Here is a 20,586-nt window from a genome sequence, read left to right on the forward strand (position 1 = left end):
AAAATGACCATCTGTCCATTGTTCAGGATGAAATCCCCTTTCTTCTTCTTTCTCTTTTCAAATAAATCCCCATCGGTAAATAGGTAAGAAAAAACAAAAACAGTGCGGCGATTTCAAGATTCATGTAATACCAAATCCCTGTGCCAAAGAAGGATAAAATCGTCTTTGATTCAGTAGGGTTTGCTAAATAAAAGAAGTTCGTACCGAGAAGAAGATTCAGGAAGTAAATCGGCAGAGCAAGAAGGTTCAACATCAAAAAGCCGGTCCATACAGCTTTCTTCGGAACCCTGTATCCCTCATAAACAATGAAGTATATAACCGTCCAGGCGATAGCGGAATGGTGCAGAAAGTACTTTATGAAGCGATAATGAGGAAATTGGTAAAAGACTTCAGGAGTAACCATGCTTAAAATCGGAGGTAAAAATCCAATGAAAAACAACAAGTAAAACGCTTTTTTACTGGGCTTCAGAAACAAAAAGATGGCTATAAAAGTACTGATCGAGCACAAGTGGAAAGGCAGGCTGCCGAGCTCCCATTGATTAGTGGATATCACCCATACCTGGGCAGAAATCTCACTAAGGACCAAGATGCTCAGTAAAATCCACTTGATGAAAGACTGATAAGGCCTTAAGAGCACACGAAAGACAACCAACCAGATGCTTACCGCAGCAAAAAGCAAAAGAACAGTGATATGCGGGACTGAAAACAATTCAAAAGTGCGCATTTCCGTTACCGAAAACATCATGCCACCCCTATCCCTATGGATTCATGCGGTTATCATTAATAGTTTATTCTGGTAAGCCTGCTCTTTAGAAATTGTCCGGAAGCAATAGGTAGCTTTTTACCGGTGATGTCCCGTTTTGTTAGGAAGTATATGAAAGTTTCAATTAATCTGTTTGTCTGGGTCAATGAGTTTATGGGGTAAAGATCCGGAAGCGCTCCTAAAGGCTGATCATGTATCTGACTGGTGACTTTGAGCCTATGATACGATCACAAGCCGAGGGTGGATACATGAGTTTTCGATTTGAGCCCGAGATGTGTAACCAGGGACTGATCCTGGATACATGAGTTATGGATTTACGGACGAGATGTGTATCCAGAGGCTGAGGGTGGATACACGAGTTTTGGTTTTGAGGCCTAGATATGTATCTAGAGACCGGACGTGGATACATGAGTTTTCGATTTGAGCCCGAGATGTGTACCCAGGGACCGATTCTGGATACATGAGTTATGGTTTTTAGACCGAGATGTGTATCCAGAGGCTGAGGGTGGATACATAAGTTATAGCTTTTAGACCGAGATGTGTACCCAGGGACCAATCCTGGATACATGAGTTATGGTTTTTAGACTGAGATGTGTATCCAGAGGCTGAGGGTGGATACACGAGTTTTGGATTTGAGGCCTAGATATGTATCTAGAGACCGGACGTGGATACATGAGTTTTCGATTTGAGCCCGAGATGTGTACCCAGGGACCAATCCTGGATACATGAGTTTTGGTTTTTAGACCGAGATGTGTATCCAGAGGCTGAGGGTGGATACATAAGTTATAGCTTTTAGACCTAGATGTGTACCCAGAGGCCGACGCTGGGTACATAAGTTATAGCTTTTAGACCGAAATGTGTATCCAGAGGCCGACGCTGGATACATAAGTTATAGCTTTTAGACCGAGATGTGTACCCAGGGACCAATCCTGGATACATGAGTTATGGCTTTTAGACCGAGATGTGTACCCAGGGACCAATCCTGGATACATGAGTTTTGGTTTTTAGACCGAGATGTGTATCCAGAGGCTGAGGGTGGATACATAAGTTATAGCTTTTAGACCTAGATGTGTACCCAGAGGCCGACGCTGGGTACATAAGTTATAGCTTTTAGACCGAAATGTGTATCCAGAGGCCGACGCTGGATACATAAGTTATAGCTTTTAGACCGAGATGTGTACCCAGGGACCAATCCTGGATACATGAGTTTTGGTTTTTAGACCGAGATGTGTATCCAGAGGCTGAGGGTGGATACATAAGTTATAGCTTTTAGACCTAGATGTGTACCCAGAGGCCGACGCTGGGTACATAAGTTATAGCTTTTAGACCGAAATGTGTATCCAGAGGCCGACGCTGGATACATAAGTTATAGCTTTTAGACCGAGATGTGTACCCAGGGACCAATCCTGGATACATGAGTTATAATTTTCAGCCCTAGATGTGTACCCAGGGACTGATCCGGATACATGAGTTATGGTTTTTAGCCAGAGATGTGTACCCAGAAACCGGTAGTGGCTACATGAGGGATGAGTTCGAAAGCAGGATGTGTATCCAAAGGCTGGGCCAAGATCCATTTATGAGGGATTGTGATGTCCGTTTTTATCTAGTGAAAGGCACTAATTACAACTATGCTAACGGAAGAACCTCCCAGCCTGCCCCCTGACTAAGAAGTTCTTCGATTCCTCATCTCCTTCACAGGCTTATTCACCAGATAAATGCCAAGTAGAATTATGCTTCCGCCTATCAAAGTGGTGAAATGAAGCTGCTCTTTCAACAGCAGCCAGCCGGTCAAGACTCCAAATACTGGGGCCAGGAACAAAAATGAACTCACTTTTGCCGGATCTTCCTTTTGCAAAAGATAAAACCAGATAGCGAATTGAACAATCGATGCCATGATGGCAAGCCAAAGAATGATTCCGATGGAACCTTGAGTAAAAATGATTTTGGCCTGTTCAAAAAGAACGCTGCCAAGGAGCAGCATGATTCCTCCAAATAACATCTGATAGGCTGTCATAACCCACGTATCGAATATTCTTCCCCATTTTTTCATCACAAGCGTTGCACTTGCCCAGAAAACGGAGCTCATGAAACCAAGGAGAAAACCGATTTGCCCAACATCAAGACTTGCTCCCAAGGTGATAAAAACACCTGCGATGCCCATCATGACGCCGAGCCATTGAAGCCTTCGGTATTTCATCCCCATAAACAGCGTACCGAATACTACAACCAGCAGCGGGTTTGTGAAAGTCAGGATGGATGACTCCCCTGCTGTGATGGTCCTCAGACTGAGAAATATGCAGCCCATGACCCCAGCAGTCTGGAGGCTTCCGACCAAAGCAATTTTACCCCAGTCTTTTACCTGGCTGGGATGCGGCCGCTTGGTTAGTTTGACGGCAATCGCCATCAGCACGCCTGCAATTGTKAATCTTAATCCTACAAGTAAAAGAGGGGAAACGTATTCCATACCGATTTTTCCGACAGCAAAGGAAGAACCCATCAGTCCTGTTGTGGTGAGTAATAATAACACGAACACCCATCTTTTCATGTATCCCCCTCCTCCTTCTCTTTCGCTGCTTTTAGATCCCCGCGGTATTATAACTTTATCAACAACAATAAAATCAGCTCTTATTCTACTTTTACAGGTTTGCGTTGTTTTTTCGATATTAGAGCAAAGTTTTAAAAATGACTGATTTTTCACTGTGGATTATAGACCTATTCCCTCACTATGTCTAAGGAGATGCATCGAGTTGGTCTTCTTTTCAACCTTTCTGCATACATTAGGATTTCAAACTGCAATTGTTGTTGCATTTCTCCGCTTATCACCATAGAGTAACTTACCTGGGTTGAATATTATTCAATTTGATCCAGCAGAACGCATTGGAGGATGATGGAATGACAAAAACATTTAAAATCCCGGCTGGGTATCGGTCTAAGCTTGATTTGCTGTACACAGAACTTGCGATTAATGAAGTAAAGAACCATTTTGAATCTAAGCTGGCAAAGTCCCTTAATCTTATTAAAGTGACTGCACCTCTTCTTTTAAAAAAGAATACAGGCCTTAACGATAACCTCAATGGTGTTGAACGAACCGTTTCCTTTGATGCTTTTGACTTACAAAATGAAAATGTGGAAATCGTCCAATCTCTGGCAAAATGGAAACGGGCGGCTCTTTCACGCTATGGGCTGCTTATCGGCCAAGGGATTTATACGCAAATGAATGCTATCCGGCGTGATGAAGAACTCGATAATCTCCATTCCATCTATGTGGATCAATGGGACTGGGAAAAGGTGATATCTAAGGAAGAGCGTAATCTCCTTACGCTAAAAAAAGAAGTGAAAAACATATATGAAGCAATCAAAGCAACCGAGAAGTATATGGGAGAACTGCACAGCTCACTGATTCCCATTCTTCCTGAAGACATCCACTTTATCTCCACTCAAGACCTTGAGAACCGTTATCCTCACCATTCACCTAAAGAGCGGGAGGATTTGATTGCCAAACAATTCGGCGCAGTGTTCATCATGCAGATCGGAGGCCTCCTGCAATCCGGAGAAAAGCATGACGGACGCTCTCCCGATTATGATGATTGGACACTGAACGGAGATATTGTTTTATGGAATCCGGTTCTCGACACGGCGTTTGAAGTTTCCTCCATGGGTATCAGGGTTGATGAGCAAGCACTGCTTTACCAGCTTTGGCAGGCTGGCAATAATGAGCGTAAGTCCCTTCCCTACCACCAATCCGTATTGAATGGAAAATATCCGTACACTATGGGAGGGGGCATCGGACAGTCCAGGTTATGTATGTTTCTTCTGAAAAAAGTCCACATCGGTGAGGTTCAGGCTTCTGTCTGGGATGAATCAATCCTTATGGAGTGCAGGGAAAAAAATATTGAATTATTGTAATCCTTCTTTCTCGATAAAATTACTTACACTAATTTCTTCTTTTCTCACATTATGATGAAAAATTTCACTTTAAATCAAAACCACCAGTGTTAATAGGTCCCTTCGTTTAAATAACATGGACCAGATCTTCAGTCTAAGATGGGCTGAAAAGCGGAGCAATGGCTGAAATAGTAGAAAATGGTTTAGTGCGAAAATCTCATTCCCTTTAAACAGAAAACAGCAGGAAAATGACTCGCTTTAAACGGGTCGTTTTCTTGCTGTCTTATTGGTAACAGGAGATGAGTTATTCCCAGGTTTTTTGCAATCGCGCCTAAATCTTTCGAGGCTGCATTCCATGTAATCATACGGTTATCAATCTACACTCCCAATTCAGCAGGGTGTTTGTCAGGTAATCATACTATTACCTTTTATAATTTATACGACTGTAAATCAATCACTTTCTTTCAGTATTCCTGTTTCTACGTAACTGACGGCTCCTGTGTGTGCATTGATTTTCTCGATATGCCCGCCTGTTTCAGGGAAATCCACCATATAGCATAGAGTATATAATTTTTCGTCGTCAAAATTTTTAACACATCGGGCTAAATTCATACTAATATCTCTAAAGACCCTTTCTTCTGCTTCTTGTAAAGTTATGGCAGGTTCCAAATTTAACTTTTCCAAGCCTGCTGTTTGTTCAGGGCTTAAACGTGTCACCGAACACTCTCTGATTAAGCCTGTGTACAGGCCGACATGAACATGGGCTTCGAGTCCTTCTAATCGGTATCCGTGATGTTCTCTGTAAAAAGTGAACATTTGCGTAGGTTCAGGTTCAGGATAAAGACCTTCCTCTTCCTCTTCTATGACATCAACTTCCTCGTCTATATCCTCTGGCTCTTCAGTTAATTCCGTTATCGTAGGTACTTCCAAAACAAATTTTTCATGTATCTTTCCTTCGACCAGCTCCAACACTTCCAGCGCTTTTTCTTTTAAGATCTCAATTGCCATTGGCGAAGAATCTTCAGGCATATTAAACGGCAAATTAGAGTAACTAAAATAACCTGTCTCATTAGATACTATTGATATCAACGGTTCTGCTTCTTCATCTTCTTCTGCCTCTGCCGCTGGGTCAATCCAGATTACAGAGTCTACCTCCCATGTTCTTTGTTCCAAGTCTTCATTTACCCCAAGCATCTCTTCAATAGTAGAGGCCGGACGCACGCAGGAAATCTTTTCTGCCGAGAGTTCCTCCGCACCTATAAATTCTGTTACTCTCTCTATTCTTCCATCCACTCCGACACTCATAATGTCGTGGCTGGAACGATATATCAGCTCTGGTTCAGTCCCAGGTTCATCAGGAATATGAAGGTCAAGCTGCACATAGTTGGATTCTTTTAACACCTGCTTAGCCTCTTCATTTGAGAGCGTGATCTCTGGATACTCTAGTTGAAAATCAGTTTTTCCTGTGTTTGCCGAAGTCAGAATCCCATCCCTTGTAAAGAAAAGAGTGAAACCAGTGTGCGGAATCTCAAGGCCCAACTCTGGGTCACGTTCTTCATAGGTAATCATGAAGCTGTTGTCACTCCACTCATTCAGCATACTGAAGTGAACATCACGATCTATAAATGAATCTGCAAATAACTTGGCTGCCGCCAGCATTTTGTTTACATTTGGAGAAGTGTCAAATGGTGTTTGTTCCTCTTCCTCACTCTCCATTTTCTGAAAACCACAAAATTCACCTTCTTCTATATAGACAAATCCATAAACTTCTTCCGATTCGACCTCGATTACGTTATACGAAAATTCATCCTCGACGATTTCTATTAGTGAATTTCCATCTATAAATGGCTGGAGCTTTTTTACTAAATTATTCATTAAGAATACTCCTTCTCCAAGCAGCTTTTGGCTGATTGAGTTTTTAATTTCAATCCTTTTACTTGCCCCTGCTATAATCCTTAACCGACGAAATCCAAGCATATAATAGAACCTGCTTGAAAAAATAGAAAAAAACAAAAATGGTGACGTGCATTGGCTGAACAATATGAAATGATCGATAGACTCAACGCTAAACAAAAAGTTTTAACAGAAGACTGGACGCAGTATTGGCAGCAGTTTTCTTCTTAATTTATTGGGATAAAACGGATGCCTCTTTTCACTTTGCCGTCCTTTCTTTTCGGTCTAGAGAAATATACTCCCCATCCTCTTCCAAGAAAAAAGCTAACTCCCTACCTTCAATGCTGGCGGTTTTCTTTAACTCTTGGTTTATGGTGGTAATAGCTTTCTCAACATCAACCACATAGTTGACGATTGAAACCCTGCCTGCTTCCAGACTTCCTTCAAAGCAAGCTCCATTTCCTGTTGTTCCCAACCCTTCATTCAGTATGTATTCAACTTCGTCTTTTACCTCGAGTGTTTCTTTCCACTCTTGGTTTTCATCATATTCGTATCGAACAATCAGTTCAAACAAATCTTGTTCCTTATGATATTCATATCCTTGCCGGGCTTTTTCATCTGCTAAATCCTTCATCACTTTTTCTGCACTCTGAAAAAGCTTCACTCTCATTTCTTCCTTCTCTCCCGTACTGCCGACTGTTCCCTTTTGAACGAAAACCTGCTTGTTGAACTCCTGCCAGACTTCCCAGAATAATAGTTGGCCGTTCACTGCCTTAGTCATCCTGATCATAAGCTTTACCTCCATCTACTTTCAAAGAAATGAGAGTTTTTATCTTTTTGAAAGTGAATGTTTTGCATTTATATAAAATAAAGTGCCTAAGAAAAAAAGTGCCGCCACAAGCCAGCTGGCAATCGCAGAATATTTGCCGTTTAAAATGTATTCACTTGCCAGGTTCACAAAAACCATTGCCGCCATGACAACTTATTTCATAGAGGGTCACCTTTTCTGTTTCAAATTTTAAAGAAAAACCTTCAATAATCGGTGGTAAAAGAAAGGCATGATTGACGCAGCCAGCACTGCTATACCAATAACGGTCAAAGACAGCATCCTGAACTTCCGGATGGTAATCACCTTTCTTTTATAGGCTATATTAAATAATTTCACCAAAGAATAAGCTGTCATCATTATTATGAGTGTTGCAAACACACTGAATATAAAAAGTTCCATTGTTTTCTCCTGTCTACCTTTTCTATGATTAGGTCGTCTTCTCATCCATTTATTTACGAATAGCAGCGGAAAAGGTTTCATGATACTTGTTTTGTAATTTCCTTCTTTATTTCTATGTGAGTGATCGAAAAAGACTCGAATTCAGGACACGATTTCCAATATATTTCCGTCCGGGTCTGCCACATGAAAAGACGATGAGTAATTATTTCTTCTAACGTGATAGTTTCTCGAGGATAGTATTCCGCTGTAGAGAAATAGTTTCATAGGATGGTTTTCTTTTATCGCTAGTGAGATTTCTAGAAACAGTTGCTGATTACCCAGCTTGGTGTGTGCGTGTGTAACGGAGTCAATAGATGTTGTTTTCAACCGTTTTCTGGATCTGTGCAAAGACGTTTTGATGGCCTCCTCATTTGTCCTGAGCATACAGGCGATTTCTTTTACTGTATAAGAGAAGACATCTTTTTGGGTAATGAGCATGGCTTGTTGTAAAGGCAGTACCGAGAATAAGATTTCTATTAAGCTGTCGTATTCCAAAGAATTACCCATCACCCCCAAAAAATCTTCCTTAAACAGAATAGTATCTCTTCTTCTAACTGGTTCTGTTTTCGAGTACAAAATTAACAATTGCATATCAAAAGGAATGTCAAACCGCATTGATTTTGGCACACCTTTTTTTGTTGATTTAAGGGTAATCTTGCTAGTAACTCTGTTCAATTGGTAATACAAAATGTACCCTAAATAGCAAATGACAGAACTTTTTGTTCTACAAAATTTGAGGCACAATTTCCTATAACCAATACTACTAAATAGGAGAGTAGTTAATTATAAAAAATCTAACAATAATTTGATTGGAACGGAAGGTGCGTGATCTCCTGCGGGACTAGCGATCGTCTAGTTCCAGCGCCTAGCCCCTCGGGGTCAAATAACCCCAAGAGAATAAAAGGAAAACCGCCTTTTTTTCTCTTGAGAACATTTGCCTGTCGGGGCTGACCTAGGCGCTTCCACTTTTGATGACAGGTGAGACCCCACAGGCGAATCCAGCTCCAGCGGCCAGCGACTAGCAGATTTCGGTCTCTCTCCTTGCGATAAGTCAACATCAACTCACTTCGTTCGTTGTGTTTCCTTTATCTCATACGAGAGCCCTAAAATCCGTACGTCGCTGAACGGCCGCTTCCGCTTTTTATGAAGCCGAGGAGGCTCACCGCACGCCCCGCAGAGTCACGCACCTGGAGTGGAAATCAACAGACATTGTTTCCGGGTACGAATCACTTAACCTTTTCTTTGGCTAATTAGAAGTTTGCACTTCAAAACAGAACCCGTTACTCTTCTTCTTTTTTCATCTATAAAAAGGTTTTTTGCTGTTGTATAGAGAAAAGAAATCGTAAGGATTCGACCAGGCTCGCAGCTTTTAACGTTGTATGCTTTTAGCATAGTCTCTTGTACCAAATCCTCTGCCTGACACGCAGACTTAGTTAAACTCAAACAGTATTTATAAATTTTTCTCATTATTGATTCCATGTCTGCAAAAATCATATGACCACCCTAAACTTTTTTAAAGTTTTATGTAACCTTTTTATCATTGTATTCGTTGTACATAAGAATTCATATATAAAGGAGAGAGTATAGTATGTTTAAAGTTGGAAGTGTCTTTGTTCCTGTCACTGACCTTAAGAAGTCTGCCAGTTGGTATGAAGAAAATCTGGGTGTCAAAAAGATTGATGAATGGGAAGGCGGCGCTGGATTTTACTTTCCATCAGGTTCCACTCAATTAGGACTGGTTGAGACGACAGCTCCTCAACCTACAGAATTTGCGATCCATGGCAAGAAGAAAAATGTCTACTTTAACTTTGTTGTTGAAGATATTAATGATGTTCATCAGCAGCTTCAAAGCAGAGGAGTTGTCACCACTCATATTGAAGACTTTGGCGGGATGAAGTGCTTCGATTTTTATGATCCCGACGGCAATATTTTCAGCGTGGTGGATGAAGCAGAGGGATCTCCTTTTCACTCTGCTAATATTAGAAGATTGCAGGCAAATGACATAGAATAATAATTTATTAAGAAGGCGCCCGGTTCAATACCAGGAGCGCCTTTTGATTTTTTAATGAAGCTGCAGGGTAAAACACCCATCTAAACGACCGCGTGTGGCTGAGTTTAGTGTACGAAAGGATGATAAAGCCTCAGCAACAATTATTGTATTAATTAAACACCCCCAAAAAATCTGTGGCAAAAAACGATAGTAAAGTTACGGCAATAAAACCTGTTTGAATCAGCGTGAATTTGTAGTCATTTTTATTTTCAGCATATCGCTTTTCCATAATGGCCCTCGCCACCTCTGAAACCAAGATAAATCCCAACAGCAGGGTATGAGTCTCCATAAACCAAACCGGATCATATATCTCCTGTGACATATTATAGAGATAGCTAATGATTAATACTAAAATGAAACTGAATCTAATCATCCAGTCAATTTTTTTATGTTTTTCATTTAAATGATTGTAGGAAAAGATCTTCTTCCTCTTCACCTTAAGTTTTTTTCTCATCACTGTATTGAACAAAATGATGACGAGTGCATACAGCACTAAAAATATAATGACTTTCAGCAGTAAACTTTCCATTTGAACGCTTCCCTCCGTCTAATTACTGTGTATTAGACGATTGTCATTGAATGAAAGTTTCATATTTATTTATTGCTGGACGCCAGGAGATGGATAAAAAATGAAGCGCCTTGAGGCAAAATTTTTTCAAGATAACCTTTAGATCCATTAAGAAGGCGTGGTCATGGGTGATTGGGGGTGGAACTGAATTCTGTATAGCTGTCCGATTTTCATCTTTAAGATAGAGGAAAAAGATTCCCTTAATTAATAAATAGCAGGAAAAACAGGTAAAATAAAGGAAGAAAACTCCCTTAATAGACTTAAAACCTATAAATTATGTACGATCTCTTCATATAAAGGAAATCACTTCCATTATTTAAGCCAAAATAATCCTAAACTTATAATTAATGAAAAAATTCTCCCTTATTTTTATTGCTTGTTACTCATTTAGGACATGGCTTTTTATTTGGTTCTTTTCGTTTACTTTGGAGCTATAAAAAAAAGCACCCTGAGAATTCATCTACAAGGTGCTTACATTCAGTACACTATTTTTCTTCCTGAAAGGATTCCTGTATTTCTCTTATAATCTTTTCGGCCCCTTCACGGCTCAGAATCAACTTCCCGCCTGCAATCTCAACGTTTTTTTCTGACACTTCACCTGTGATATGGCAGGTCTTACTAGGCTTGTATTTCGTCAGGATGATCTTTTCTTCATCCACATAAATCTCCAAAGAATCTTTTTCAGCAATTCCTAATGTGCGGCGCAGCTCGACAGGAATCACAACACGCCCCAGTTCGTCCACTTTACGGACAATGCCAGTCGACTTCATTATAATCTCTCCTCTAGAAATGTGTATTTTAAAAAGAAACCCCCAGCCTATTCACTATCATGACCGGCTATGTTTCTAAGTTTGGTTGATTTACAGGGTACTTCCCTTTTAATAGTTATGTAACAAAACTTCATTCCTATAAATCATATAATATTTCGACTAGTTTCTGAAGTGGCAAATAAGCAACATTTCATCTATTGGCAACTGCTTTTCTAGTGAGAACGCTGATTCTGTAGTATTATGCCAAACAGCAGAAGCCTGTCACCGCTGCTAATCTTGTGAAACATCTATTGAATCACTGAATCCTCATCATTTTCCAGCAACCTCATAAATAGGATTCAACTTTTGGATATCAGACGAAATAGGTTAGCGGTATCTTTTGAATCGGAAACGTAACGTTCTTCTCTGTCCGTTTCCAAAAAGATTCCTTTTTTTCTCTTCTCCGAAGTAGACAAGCCTTCCAACCCTTTAGTTATCCCATTCAGCGAAAGAATAGTTAGTGAAAAGAAAAGCATCGGCACCATGAATATCCACGATGCGTTGAAAAGATCTTTATAGTTCATCGCCATCATGCCTGCCCATTCCTGTACAAAAGGCTTTGGCGGATCACAAAACGGCTCATAACATACATCGGTTCCCCCAAAGAACAGAGTGAAAAACCCTAAGTGTGCAATGATCAATAAAGCTTGGATGATGATTTTTGGAAAGATGATGAACAATCTCATTTTCAAATGAGGCAGCAGATGCTTCCTAAATAGAAAAAACTTGCTGCCTCCAAGTACCCTGGCACTCAAGATGAATTCTTTCTGAAGGATTTCCCGAGTTTCGTTGGAAATTAAAATGGCAGTCGTTGGGACCGTGATCAAGGCAAGGGTGACGATTTGCCATATAACCCTCTCGGTAAAAGTGGTCTGAAATCCGGCAGACGTCTCCCAAAGTAAAGGGTATAAGACGTTATAAGCAATGATTGACTGCGGAATAAAATAAAAAGAGGTCAGGATTGTCTGTGTCACGTACTTGCTTCGTGAATTTCGAAAACCTCCTGCTATTCCAAAAACAAAAGATATCAAAAAACTTATAATAGAAATGAGAATGGCTGCTCCCAACGTATATTGAGCTCCCTGCAGTACCTTAAAAAACATATCATACCCATTACGGTCCGTTCCAAAAGGAAAATCAAGAGAAGGCTTGAAAGGTGCTCCACCAATCAGGTTTCCTGATTCATCATATTTCAAGGTGGTCTGAGGAATCTCTCCATCAAAGATATTATTGAATACCAGGCTTCCCCCCACCATCAAGACTACAAAAGCAGTACATATGAACACGCTCCATTTATAAGCGGTCCGATTCCTCATAAGCTCATCTCCTTCCCGATTTTCTGCTTTATTACAAATTGCAGTCCTTTTAATAGAGAATAAATCGGAATAAAGAGGAGGATTGCCGTAATTGCAAAGATAGATGGTGTGTTATAGGTGAATAGAAAAGATGTTACACCGAAAACATTAAATAGATACTCTAAGATTAATAGATTGGAAAGCATCATCCAGACAATTTGCTTTGCATGATAAGTTAAACTGATCAAGATATTTCGGATCATATGTACGAAGAGCAGATTGTACTTTGTCAGGCCTTTTCCCCTGGCCAGCTCGACGTAAGGTAAGTTCTCTTCCTCCCCGACAAAAGACACCATCAATCCAAGGAAGAAAAATGCCGGGAGGATACTCAGCGTTACAGCAGGAAATAGAATCACCTGATTCTCTCCGACCGACGCCACGTCGATTAATAATATTCCTGACTGTTTGAAGAACCAGACGACAAAAATCTGCAAAGCTGAAATCACAAAGATATCAGGAAGCGAGCTTACTAGAAAAGAGCTTGATTTCATCACTCCCCTGATCCACTTCCCTGCTGAATAGTAGAGTATCAGCAGCAGAACTGATACCACTATGGCAATGAATAAAGCAAGAAACACAATTTTTGCACTGCTGGCGAAAGCTGTAAGGATAATCGGGAACAATTCCCTCTCCACATCCGATATGGGGTTAATATAAACAAGCTGGAACGGATGTGATAAATCAACCAGCACACTCCGCAAGCTCTCCCAATAAGTCCTTAATGACGGTCTTTGAGTAAGAAATAATCCTGACCCTGCGCTTACCAACAGAATTCCAAGTATTATAAGAATTGGCTCCAACAGCTTTCTTACAAACGATTTTGCCACCACTTTCTTTCCCCCTCTCGACTAAATTCTACAATAAAACATTTCCATTTTACCATAAATTGGTGTTCAAGAGTCTCTCATAACAAAAAAAAGAGCAGAGGAACTAATCCGCTGCTCATCCCATGAATCTGGCCATCAAAATGGTGTTATAAAACCAGTTACCACTTAGTAAATTAGGAATGTTATGAATTGGTCCTCTTCTCTTTTACATGTATTTCTATTTTTTTCAACGCTTCATTACTTAAGTGATGTGCTATATTCATGACCTCCTGCTCAATGAGGGTTTCTTCCAATTCCACCAAACGGAAGAATTCTTCGAGTACTTTATGGTTCCTCTCCAATTCACGGCCTTTTTTCATCCCTTTTTGTGTTAGTGATATAATTCCATATGGTTTGTAATCAATAAACCCTTCCTGAGCTAATCTGCCAGCCATCTTTGAAACAGAGGAGATCCCTACCTTCAATGATTTTGCTACTAAAGAAATTCTGGCATATCCATTTTCCAATACAGCATAATATATCTCTTCCAAATACTTTTCTTCCGAGGGTGATGGCATCTTAGATCACCTCTTTCTAAACTGCTTCGCCAGAAACAAGCTTTCTTCTGATTACTTTCTTCACAACAATTCCGTGCGACGGAGAAAACAGAAACACAAGTAAGAATAATCCGCCTGCAACAGAAATCATCGAACCGGCAATCGACGCATCCAAAAAGTAAGCAAGATAGTATCCTGCAATGGAACTGATAATACCAACACCCATACTGATGAAAATCATGCTGCTCAGCTTTTCGGTCAGCAGATAAGCGGTAGCTGCGGGTACAATAATCATTCCGACGACCAGTATGGCACCAACACTTTCAAATGAAGCGACAGTTGTTAATGATACTAATCCCATCAAAAGATAATGAAACAAAACTACGGGAATTCCTAATGCAGCTGCCATCGCAGGGTCGAAAGAACAAATTTTGAATTGTTTATAGAACAAACTTATAATCAAAATGCTCAGCAAGAACACGGATCCAATTCCCCAAACAGCGGCAGGGCCTAAGCTCATGCCGCCAATTTGAAAGGTATCCCATGGAGCGTAGGCTATCTCGCCATAAAGGACACAATCCAAATCCAAGTCGATCTGCCTTGTAAATAAACTTACGAGCACCACTCCAATTGCAAATAGTGCAGTAAAAACAACGCCGATCGAAGCATCAGACTGCACGCCGTTATTCTGGAACATTTGTATCAAAAACACGGTTACCAATCCTAGTGCTGCTGCCCCAATCATCATGAACAGCGAATCCCTTGAACCGCTAAACAGAAATGCCAGCACAATTCCCGGAAGGACTGCATGACTGATAGCGTCCCCTATCATTGACATCTTTCTTAAAACTAGAAAGCATCCTAGAATACTGCAGGAGCAAGCCACGAGAGCGCCAATCAATATTATCCAGAAATCATTCATGAGGACCTCTCCTTCACTTTAGTGTTCATGTATACCTCTTCGTAATTCCGCTTTGCCGCCATCCTCATTTTAACTTTCGCCAGAACCCCTCTTGTAGGTGAGAAAATGATACTGACCACAAAGAGTGCAGTGGCTGACAGTACGACAAGCGGACCTGTCGGCAGATTGGAAGCCATTGTACTGACGATGGTACCTGCAAATCCGCTTAATGCACCAAAAACGCCGGCGAGAACGACCATCACATGCAGCTTTTCTGTCCAATAGCGGGCAGATACTGCAGGTGTTATCAGCAATGCTGCCATCAGAACTACGCCCACTGCCTGAATGCCAATGACAACGGCAATTACGAGAAGGAGCATGATGAACTGATCAAGCAGGAAAATCGGAAGACCGATTCCTTTTGCAAAGCCTGGATCAAAAGACAGCAGTTTAAATTCCTTAAAAAACAAGGCGCAAACACCAACCAGGAACAGGCTGATGGCTGCCATGGTGTAAACATCCGATTGCACCATGGAGGCTGCCTGCCCGAATAAAAATTTATCCAAACCGCTTTGGTTTCCGCTGCTGCTGTGCTGTATCTGTGTCAGTAAAACAATCCCAACTCCGAAGAAAACTGTCAGGATAATTCCCAGCGCAGAATCCTGCTTGATTCTTGAGTATTTCGTTATTACGCTGATCATTAGAGTGGCTAATAAACCTGCAATAACTGCCCCGATCAGGAAGAAGCCAATAGATTTGGTTCCTGTCAGCATAAAGGCTGTGCAGACTCCTGGTAAAGCTGCATGAGAAAGGGCATCCCCCATGAGTGACTGCTTTCGGAGGTATGCGAAACATCCGATGACCCCGCTGCTTATCCCCAGCAGCATGGAACCAAGCAAAATCCATTGAGTATTCGGGTCTTGAAAGAAAGTAAGCCAGTTCAATCCGATCACCTCAATTCCCTATCAAAGCTGTTGAACCGGAGTCCAGCATAGTTAGTTTTCCACCATATGTCTTTTGCAAGTATTCCTTTGTAAAGAGATCTTCCGTTGGCCCTACTCCGATTAACTCTACATTGAGCAGCATGATCCAATCAAAATATTCCTTAACAGTATTAAGGTCGTGATGGACCACGAGAACCGTTTTTCCTTGCTGCTTCAATTCATTTAATAAAGAGATTATCGCTTTCTCAGTAGCCGCATCTACCCCAACAAATGGTTCATCCATAAAATACAGATCTGCATCCTGAGCCAAAGCCCGAGCAAGGAATACGCGCTGCTGCTGCCCTCCCGAAAGCTGGCTGATCTGGCGGTTGGCATATTCCGCCATCCCGACCTTTTCCAAGCATTCCATGGCAAACATTTTATCTTTCTTCCTTGGTCGGCTGATCCAGCCAAGATGGCCGTAACGGCCCATTGTTACAACATCCAGAGCATCCGTCGGAAAATCCCAGTCGACTGATTCCCTTTGAGGGACATATCCTACACGCTTTCGGGAGTTTTTATATGAGCTTCCGAATATCTCGACATCACCTCCCAAGGAAGGTATCAGTTCAAGTATCGATTTTATCAGCGTTGATTTTCCGGCTCCATTGGGTCCAATGATCCCGATCAAGCTGCCTTCAGGAACGCTGAACGAAATATTCCTTAATACCGGCTTCTTTTGATAAGCTACTGCCAGGTTTTGTACCTTTAATGGTGAATTCATTCTAACTCCTCCTTTATTTCAGAGCATTGACAATCGTATCCACGTTATGGCGGACCATTCCCAAATACGTTCCTTCTTCGGTCCCTTCTTCTCCCATGGCATCTGAGAAGAGTTCTCCACCAATTTCCACTTCATGCCCTTTTTCCTTTGCTCCTTCAATGACGGCTTCGATGGCTTTTTTCGGCACGCTTGATTCTACAAAGACCGCTTTCACTTTATTATCAACCAAGAAATCCCGCAGCTCGCTGACATCCTTTGACCCTGATTCAGAAGCCGTGCTGATCCCCTGAAGTCCCATTACCTTAATGCCATAAGCTTCACCAAAATATCCAAATGCATCATGAGCTGTAACCAGGACTCTGGATTGTTCAGGTATGGTCGATATCTGTTCTTCGGCATATTGGTCAAGTTCCTCTAATTTTTGAATGAAAGCTTCTCCATTCGCTATATATTCGCCGGCATTCTCTTTGTCATAGTTGGAAAGCTCTTCCGTCACTGTTTCAGTGACCTTGATCCACAGCTCTATATCAAACCACACGTGAGGGTCATGCTCCGCGTATCCATCTGCAGACTTTAACAACTCAGCCTCCGGTATATCTTTTGTTACCGCAATCGTTGGCTTTTCATCTTCCATTTTCTCGAAAATCTCAATCATTTTCCCTTCAAGATGCAATCCGTTATAGAAAATCAGATCTGCTTCCTCCAGTTTTTTTATGTCACCTTGAGATGCCTTATAAAGATGGGGATCAACGCCTGACTTCATCAAACCTGCAGAGTCGACATGTTCACCTCCCACGTTTTTTACGATATCATTAATCTGGCCGATCGTTGATGTGACCTTGATCTTACCTCCATCTGCTTCCGCCTCTGTTTCGCCATTGTTCGAACATCCACTTAAAATCAATAGAAGTGCAGCACCAGCCAAAAAAGCATTTTTCATCATTCTCATCTTTACATACCTCTCTTCATTTGTTTTTAACTTAGGACAATTTAGTTAACCGACCACACAATAGTTTCCCTAGGGCAACTCTTAAACAAAAAAATATAGAAGCCTTACAACTTATAACTTTACTGCTTTAATCCTACTAAGAGGGACAGTCCTTTCATCGATGTACAGTGTTAAATTTATACACCACCTTTTGCCAGCCGCTTTCAACTATATTCTACAACACACTATTTGTTTCCTTCAACCAAAAAAATTCCTTTTTTTAAAAAATAGTTGAACATCTCCATAAATTTGTTCTTTAAAAGTTTTTCTTTTGTTTCCTTTCGGTTATTTTTTTCAATTCTTCCTCGTTAAGGATTCCCATTGCTTTAAAGACAACAGCGTACCTGTTGATCTTCTTCTGAATTCTGCCAGAATTATACATTTTCACCACCCCTTTATTTGCGTTCACCAAATTATATTCACTCCCCCTAAAAATGTTTCCTTTGTGCAAAAATATAGGCAAAAAAACGCAGAGTCACACCGTCTGCCTCAGACAGTATTAAGAAGCTTGGAGCTTGCAAACCGTCCAACCTGCACTTCAGATGCTCATTTGATCAGTATCTACTCTCTATTTCAAAACCTATATTTTACTAAAAAATACAAAATGATTGAAAGGGCTACGGGTAACAGAGTAATAGCAAACCGAAGAAATCTTTTTTTCAAAATTTTGTTGTCCTTTTCTCGTTTCACCTCTTTCTGCATAACTCCCCAACCTCCTTAAAATAGCCACGCGCTATTTTTTTGCCTGAAGCCAACTTTCACAAGCAGTATATGCTGCAAACGAATGAGAGTTGCACATAACTCCTCTTTATTATCTGAGAGGCTGAGTCCTTTCTTTCATAAGAAGTAAGAACGAAAAATATGGATTCTTTACACTGGTTATAGCCGCATAATAATTTAACAGACTGTTTTTCTTTGAATTTATTTTAATATCAACAGGTTTTCCTATTTAAATCGAGGGCACTAATCCAACTTAGTGCCCTCATAAAATATATTAAGTTTAAGAAGATAATTCTTCCTCGACCGCCAGAAGCCGCTTCATTTCCAGATGTTTGTTCTCCCGTATCTCTTCTCTGCAAATACCGCAGTGCATAAGCACGTTTCCTTTATAGTAGAACGCTTTAATGGAATAAGGGATCCCACATCTTATACAAGGCTGTTCTTCTCTATATCTCATAGTAACCCTCCCACATATTGGTTATAAGGAGTATTATGGTTATTTTTTTCGAAGTTATCCTAAATAAGCAGGTGATTGGATTCCTTGAGTTAATAAGGTAAATAGAACCAAAACATCTAGGGAATGATAAGCGCAAAACACCAACAGGAGGAAAAACTATGAGTGAAAATACCAGCTTATTATCGATTTTTGCCCTCGGCGGCTGTAATGAAATCGGAAAGAATATGTATGTCCTTCAATACGGAGATGACTTGGTCATCATTGACAGCGGTGGAAAGTTCCCTGATGAATCTCTGATGGGAATTGACTTAATCATTCCGGATATAAGTTATCTTGAAGAAAATGCAGACAAAGTCAAAGCACTTCTGGTCACCCATGGACATGAGGATCATATTGGCGGAGTACCTTACCTTTTGAAAAAATTGAATGTACCCGTCTACGCGACCAATTTTACCCTTGGCCTTATTGAATTGAAGCTGGAGGAACATAAATTGAGGAGGGAAACGACCCTTATACCGATTGATTCCAATTCGGTGATAGAGTTCGGATCAATAAAAACCTCCTTTTTCAACGTGAGCCATAGTATTCCAGATTGCCTGGGCATCGTTTTTGATACTCCTCAAGGGACCGTAGTCCATACGGGTGATTTCAAATTTGATTGGACACCTCTCAATAACCAGAAGTCGGACATACATAAAATGGCCGAAATCGGTAAAAGAGGCGTCTTAGCTTTGCTATCCGAAAGCACCAATGCGGAACGCGGAGGGTTTTCTCCTTCTGAAAGCATCGTCAGCAGCCATATGGATGAGGCGTTTATAAAGGCTGAAGGAAAAATATTCGTTTCGACTTTCGCTTCCAACGTGAACCGGGTGCAGCAGGTCGTTCACGCAGCTATGAAAACAAACAGAAAGCTCGCTCTTCTCGGCCGCAGCATGGTCAATGTAGTGTCAGTCGCGTTGGAAAGAGGCTACTTGAATGTCCCGGAAGGAATGATCATCGACCATAGAGATATCGATTCCTTTCATTCCGAAAAAGTTGCCATTCTTTGTACGGGCAGCCAGGGAGAACAAATGGCTGCGCTTGGCCGCCTTTCTTCCGGACAGTTCCGCGATGTGACAATAGATCCTGGAGATACTGTGATTCTGGCTGCTTCCCCTATCCCTGGCAATGAAAAAGGTGTGTCAAAAATCATTGATAACCTGTACAATCTTGGAGCTCACGTTATTTATGGAACAGGCAGCACTACCGGCATGCATGTTTCCGGGCACGGATATCAGGAAGATTTGAAGTTGATGCTGACTCTCATGAATCCGAAGTATTTCATCCCTATTCACGGAGAAACAAGGATGCTCCACCATCACAGGTTGCTGGCTGAATCTGTCGGGGTGGAAACAGGCCATACATTTATTATAAAAAATGGCGAGGTCGTTGATATAGAAGATGGAGAAGCAAGACAGACCCGCTCAGTAGCGGCAGGTGACACCTATGTCGACGGAGTCAGTGTCGGCGATGTCGGGAATATTGTCCTGCGCGACCGCCGGCAGCTGTCCGAAGACGGAATTCTAGTTATCGTCCTGACGTTGAGCAAGGCAGAACAGCGTCTGCTTTCAGGGCCCGATATCATTTCCCGCGGCTTTGTTTATGTGAAAGATTCCGAGGCACTTCTCAGGAAGGTCAATAATATTGTCCGCGATACACTGGATGATCTGCCACAAGGAAACCTCCAATGGAAAGTCATTAAGCAGAGCATCATGAAATCAGTTGGCCAGTATTTGTTTAAGCAGACAAAACGGAAACCGATGATTATACCGATTATCATTGAGATTTAATTAAAAAGCGCAAGCGCCCTGTTTAGCCCCG

The 20,586-nt window shown here is 41.3% G+C and carries 21 protein-coding genes; 3 read left to right on the top strand and 18 right to left on the bottom strand.

What is annotated here, in order from left to right; translation table 11 throughout:
* Positions 1-22: 22 nt before the first annotated feature.
* Together FZC78_RS03280 and FZC78_RS03285 are read right to left on the bottom strand one after the other, a co-directional pair.
* Positions 23-745, bottom strand: coding sequence for a YwaF family protein (locus FZC78_RS03280; RefSeq protein WP_252183486.1), 723 nt, complete (start codon positions 743-745; stop codon positions 23-25).
* Positions 746-2,426: 1,681 nt separating this feature from the next.
* Positions 2,427-3,308 carry a DMT family transporter gene (locus FZC78_RS03285; protein ID WP_148938249.1) on the bottom strand — a complete coding sequence of 294 codons (882 nt, stop codon included), beginning with the start codon at positions 3,306-3,308 and terminating at the stop codon, positions 2,427-2,429.
* A gap of 347 nt (positions 3,309-3,655) precedes the next feature.
* Here FZC78_RS03285 and asnA point away from each other — a divergent pair, with 347 nt between their 5' ends.
* The gene (asnA, locus tag FZC78_RS03290; RefSeq protein ID WP_148938250.1) at positions 3,656-4,669 is read left to right on the top strand and encodes an aspartate--ammonia ligase; all 1,014 of its coding nucleotides are present in this window, start codon (positions 3,656-3,658) and stop codon (positions 4,667-4,669) included.
* A gap of 429 nt (positions 4,670-5,098) precedes the next feature.
* Here the strand turns inward: asnA and FZC78_RS03295 are convergent, their stop codons facing one another.
* From FZC78_RS03295 to FZC78_RS24690, 5 genes are all read right to left on the bottom strand, one after another.
* A complete protein-coding gene (locus tag FZC78_RS03295; protein WP_148938251.1) occupies positions 5,099-6,523 on the bottom strand; it encodes a hypothetical protein in 1,425 nt (474 codons plus the stop codon).
* A gap of 277 nt (positions 6,524-6,800) precedes the next feature.
* Positions 6,801-7,331 carry a hypothetical protein gene (locus tag FZC78_RS03300; RefSeq protein WP_148938252.1) on the bottom strand — a complete coding sequence of 177 codons (531 nt, stop codon included), beginning with the start codon at positions 7,329-7,331 and terminating at the stop codon, positions 6,801-6,803.
* Positions 7,332-7,559: 228 nt separating this feature from the next.
* Complete coding sequence (locus FZC78_RS03305; RefSeq protein ID WP_148938253.1) at positions 7,560-7,769, bottom strand: hypothetical protein; 210 nt, start codon at positions 7,767-7,769, stop codon at positions 7,560-7,562.
* Between the two features lie 141 nt (positions 7,770-7,910).
* On the bottom strand, positions 7,911-8,315 hold the full coding sequence (locus FZC78_RS03310) for a sigma factor-like helix-turn-helix DNA-binding protein (RefSeq protein ID WP_187444782.1): 405 nt from the start codon (positions 8,313-8,315) through the stop codon (positions 7,911-7,913).
* 723 nt (positions 8,316-9,038) lie between these two features.
* Complete coding sequence (locus tag FZC78_RS24690; RefSeq protein WP_148938255.1) at positions 9,039-9,302, bottom strand: sigma factor; 264 nt, start codon at positions 9,300-9,302, stop codon at positions 9,039-9,041.
* A 94-nt stretch (positions 9,303-9,396) separates the two neighbouring features.
* Here FZC78_RS24690 and FZC78_RS03320 point away from each other — a divergent pair, with 94 nt between their 5' ends.
* Entirely contained in the window at positions 9,397-9,819 is a 423-nt protein-coding gene (locus FZC78_RS03320) for a VOC family protein (protein ID WP_148938256.1), read from the top strand.
* Between the two features lie 148 nt (positions 9,820-9,967).
* On the opposite strand, the gene FZC78_RS03325 is transcribed toward FZC78_RS03320, so the two are convergent.
* From FZC78_RS03325 to FZC78_RS23450, 11 genes are all read right to left on the bottom strand, one after another.
* Positions 9,968-10,387 carry a DUF4181 domain-containing protein gene (locus tag FZC78_RS03325; RefSeq protein ID WP_148938257.1) on the bottom strand — a complete coding sequence of 140 codons (420 nt, stop codon included), beginning with the start codon at positions 10,385-10,387 and terminating at the stop codon, positions 9,968-9,970.
* Between the two features lie 524 nt (positions 10,388-10,911).
* Positions 10,912-11,202, bottom strand: a complete 291-nt coding sequence (locus tag FZC78_RS03330; protein WP_187444821.1) for an AbrB/MazE/SpoVT family DNA-binding domain-containing protein — start codon at positions 11,200-11,202, stop codon at positions 10,912-10,914.
* A 332-nt stretch (positions 11,203-11,534) separates the two neighbouring features.
* Positions 11,535-12,551, bottom strand: a complete 1,017-nt coding sequence (locus FZC78_RS03335) for an ABC transporter permease subunit (RefSeq protein ID WP_148938259.1) — start codon at positions 12,549-12,551, stop codon at positions 11,535-11,537.
* Positions 12,548-13,417: an ABC transporter permease subunit gene (locus FZC78_RS03340; RefSeq protein ID WP_148938260.1), complete on the bottom strand. Its 870-nt coding sequence runs from the start codon at positions 13,415-13,417 to the stop codon at positions 12,548-12,550. Before FZC78_RS03340 ends, FZC78_RS03335 begins: the two co-directional genes overlap by 4 nt.
* A gap of 182 nt (positions 13,418-13,599) precedes the next feature.
* Complete coding sequence (locus FZC78_RS03345; protein WP_148938261.1) at positions 13,600-13,974, bottom strand: metal-dependent transcriptional regulator; 375 nt, start codon at positions 13,972-13,974, stop codon at positions 13,600-13,602.
* Positions 13,975-13,990: 16 nt separating this feature from the next.
* Positions 13,991-14,875 (bottom strand): metal ABC transporter permease, encoded by an 885-nt coding sequence (locus FZC78_RS03350; RefSeq protein ID WP_148938262.1) that lies wholly within the window; start codon positions 14,873-14,875, stop codon positions 13,991-13,993.
* Positions 14,872-15,741 (bottom strand): metal ABC transporter permease, encoded by an 870-nt coding sequence (locus FZC78_RS03355; RefSeq protein WP_252183525.1) that lies wholly within the window; start codon positions 15,739-15,741, stop codon positions 14,872-14,874. The genes FZC78_RS03350 and FZC78_RS03355 overlap by 4 nt, the downstream gene beginning before the upstream one ends.
* A gap of 67 nt (positions 15,742-15,808) precedes the next feature.
* A complete protein-coding gene (locus FZC78_RS03360) occupies positions 15,809-16,561 on the bottom strand; it encodes a metal ABC transporter ATP-binding protein (protein WP_148938264.1) in 753 nt (250 codons plus the stop codon).
* Positions 16,562-16,574: 13 nt separating this feature from the next.
* A complete protein-coding gene (locus FZC78_RS03365) occupies positions 16,575-17,510 on the bottom strand; it encodes a metal ABC transporter solute-binding protein, Zn/Mn family (RefSeq protein WP_286365466.1) in 936 nt (311 codons plus the stop codon).
* Between the two features lie 295 nt (positions 17,511-17,805).
* Positions 17,806-17,931, bottom strand: a complete 126-nt coding sequence (locus FZC78_RS24485; protein ID WP_286365467.1) for a hypothetical protein — start codon at positions 17,929-17,931, stop codon at positions 17,806-17,808.
* Positions 17,932-18,549: 618 nt separating this feature from the next.
* Positions 18,550-18,726, bottom strand: a complete 177-nt coding sequence (locus FZC78_RS23450) for a hypothetical protein (protein WP_187444783.1) — start codon at positions 18,724-18,726, stop codon at positions 18,550-18,552.
* Between the two features lie 158 nt (positions 18,727-18,884).
* Here FZC78_RS23450 and FZC78_RS03370 point away from each other — a divergent pair, with 158 nt between their 5' ends.
* Complete coding sequence (locus FZC78_RS03370; RefSeq protein WP_148938265.1) at positions 18,885-20,555, top strand: ribonuclease J; 1,671 nt, start codon at positions 18,885-18,887, stop codon at positions 20,553-20,555.
* The last annotated feature ends 31 nt before the right edge of the window (positions 20,556-20,586 follow it).

It is taken from the genome of Rossellomorea vietnamensis (assembly GCF_008180415.1).
In the GTDB taxonomy this organism is placed as follows: Bacteria; Bacillota; Bacilli; order Bacillales; family Bacillaceae_B; genus Rossellomorea; species Rossellomorea vietnamensis_C.

Coding starts and splice junctions, on each gene's coding strand:
- FZC78_RS23450 (WP_187444783.1), bottom strand. CDS start 18,726: ATGAGATATAGAGAAGAACAGCCTTGTATAAGATGTGGGATCCCTTAT.
- FZC78_RS03295 (WP_148938251.1), bottom strand. CDS start 6,523: ATGAATAATTTAGTAAAAAAGCTCCAGCCATTTATAGATGGAAATTCA.
- FZC78_RS03320 (WP_148938256.1), top strand. CDS start 9,397: ATGTTTAAAGTTGGAAGTGTCTTTGTTCCTGTCACTGACCTTAAGAAG.
- FZC78_RS03300 (WP_148938252.1), bottom strand. CDS start 7,331: ATGATCAGGATGACTAAGGCAGTGAACGGCCAACTATTATTCTGGGAA.
- FZC78_RS03345 (WP_148938261.1), bottom strand. CDS start 13,974: ATGCCATCACCCTCGGAAGAAAAGTATTTGGAAGAGATATATTATGCT.
- FZC78_RS03355 (WP_252183525.1), bottom strand. CDS start 15,741: ATGCTGCTGGGGATAAGCAGCGGGGTCATCGGATGTTTCGCATACCTC.
- FZC78_RS24485 (WP_286365467.1), bottom strand. CDS start 17,931: ATGTATAATTCTGGCAGAATTCAGAAGAAGATCAACAGGTACGCTGTT.
- FZC78_RS03370 (WP_148938265.1), top strand. CDS start 18,885: ATGAGTGAAAATACCAGCTTATTATCGATTTTTGCCCTCGGCGGCTGT.
- FZC78_RS03360 (WP_148938264.1), bottom strand. CDS start 16,561: ATGAATTCACCATTAAAGGTACAAAACCTGGCAGTAGCTTATCAAAAG.
- FZC78_RS24690 (WP_148938255.1), bottom strand. CDS start 9,302: ATGATTTTTGCAGACATGGAATCAATAATGAGAAAAATTTATAAATAC.
- asnA (WP_148938250.1), top strand. CDS start 3,656: ATGACAAAAACATTTAAAATCCCGGCTGGGTATCGGTCTAAGCTTGAT.
- FZC78_RS03365 (WP_286365466.1), bottom strand. CDS start 17,510: ATGAGAATGATGAAAAATGCTTTTTTGGCTGGTGCTGCACTTCTATTG.
- FZC78_RS03350 (WP_148938262.1), bottom strand. CDS start 14,875: ATGAATGATTTCTGGATAATATTGATTGGCGCTCTCGTGGCTTGCTCC.
- FZC78_RS03310 (WP_187444782.1), bottom strand. CDS start 8,315: ATGGGTAATTCTTTGGAATACGACAGCTTAATAGAAATCTTATTCTCG.
- FZC78_RS03325 (WP_148938257.1), bottom strand. CDS start 10,387: ATGGAAAGTTTACTGCTGAAAGTCATTATATTTTTAGTGCTGTATGCA.
- FZC78_RS03335 (WP_148938259.1), bottom strand. CDS start 12,551: ATGAGGAATCGGACCGCTTATAAATGGAGCGTGTTCATATGTACTGCT.
- FZC78_RS03305 (WP_148938253.1), bottom strand. CDS start 7,769: ATGGAACTTTTTATATTCAGTGTGTTTGCAACACTCATAATAATGATG.
- FZC78_RS03280 (WP_252183486.1), bottom strand. CDS start 745: ATGATGTTTTCGGTAACGGAAATGCGCACTTTTGAATTGTTTTCAGTC.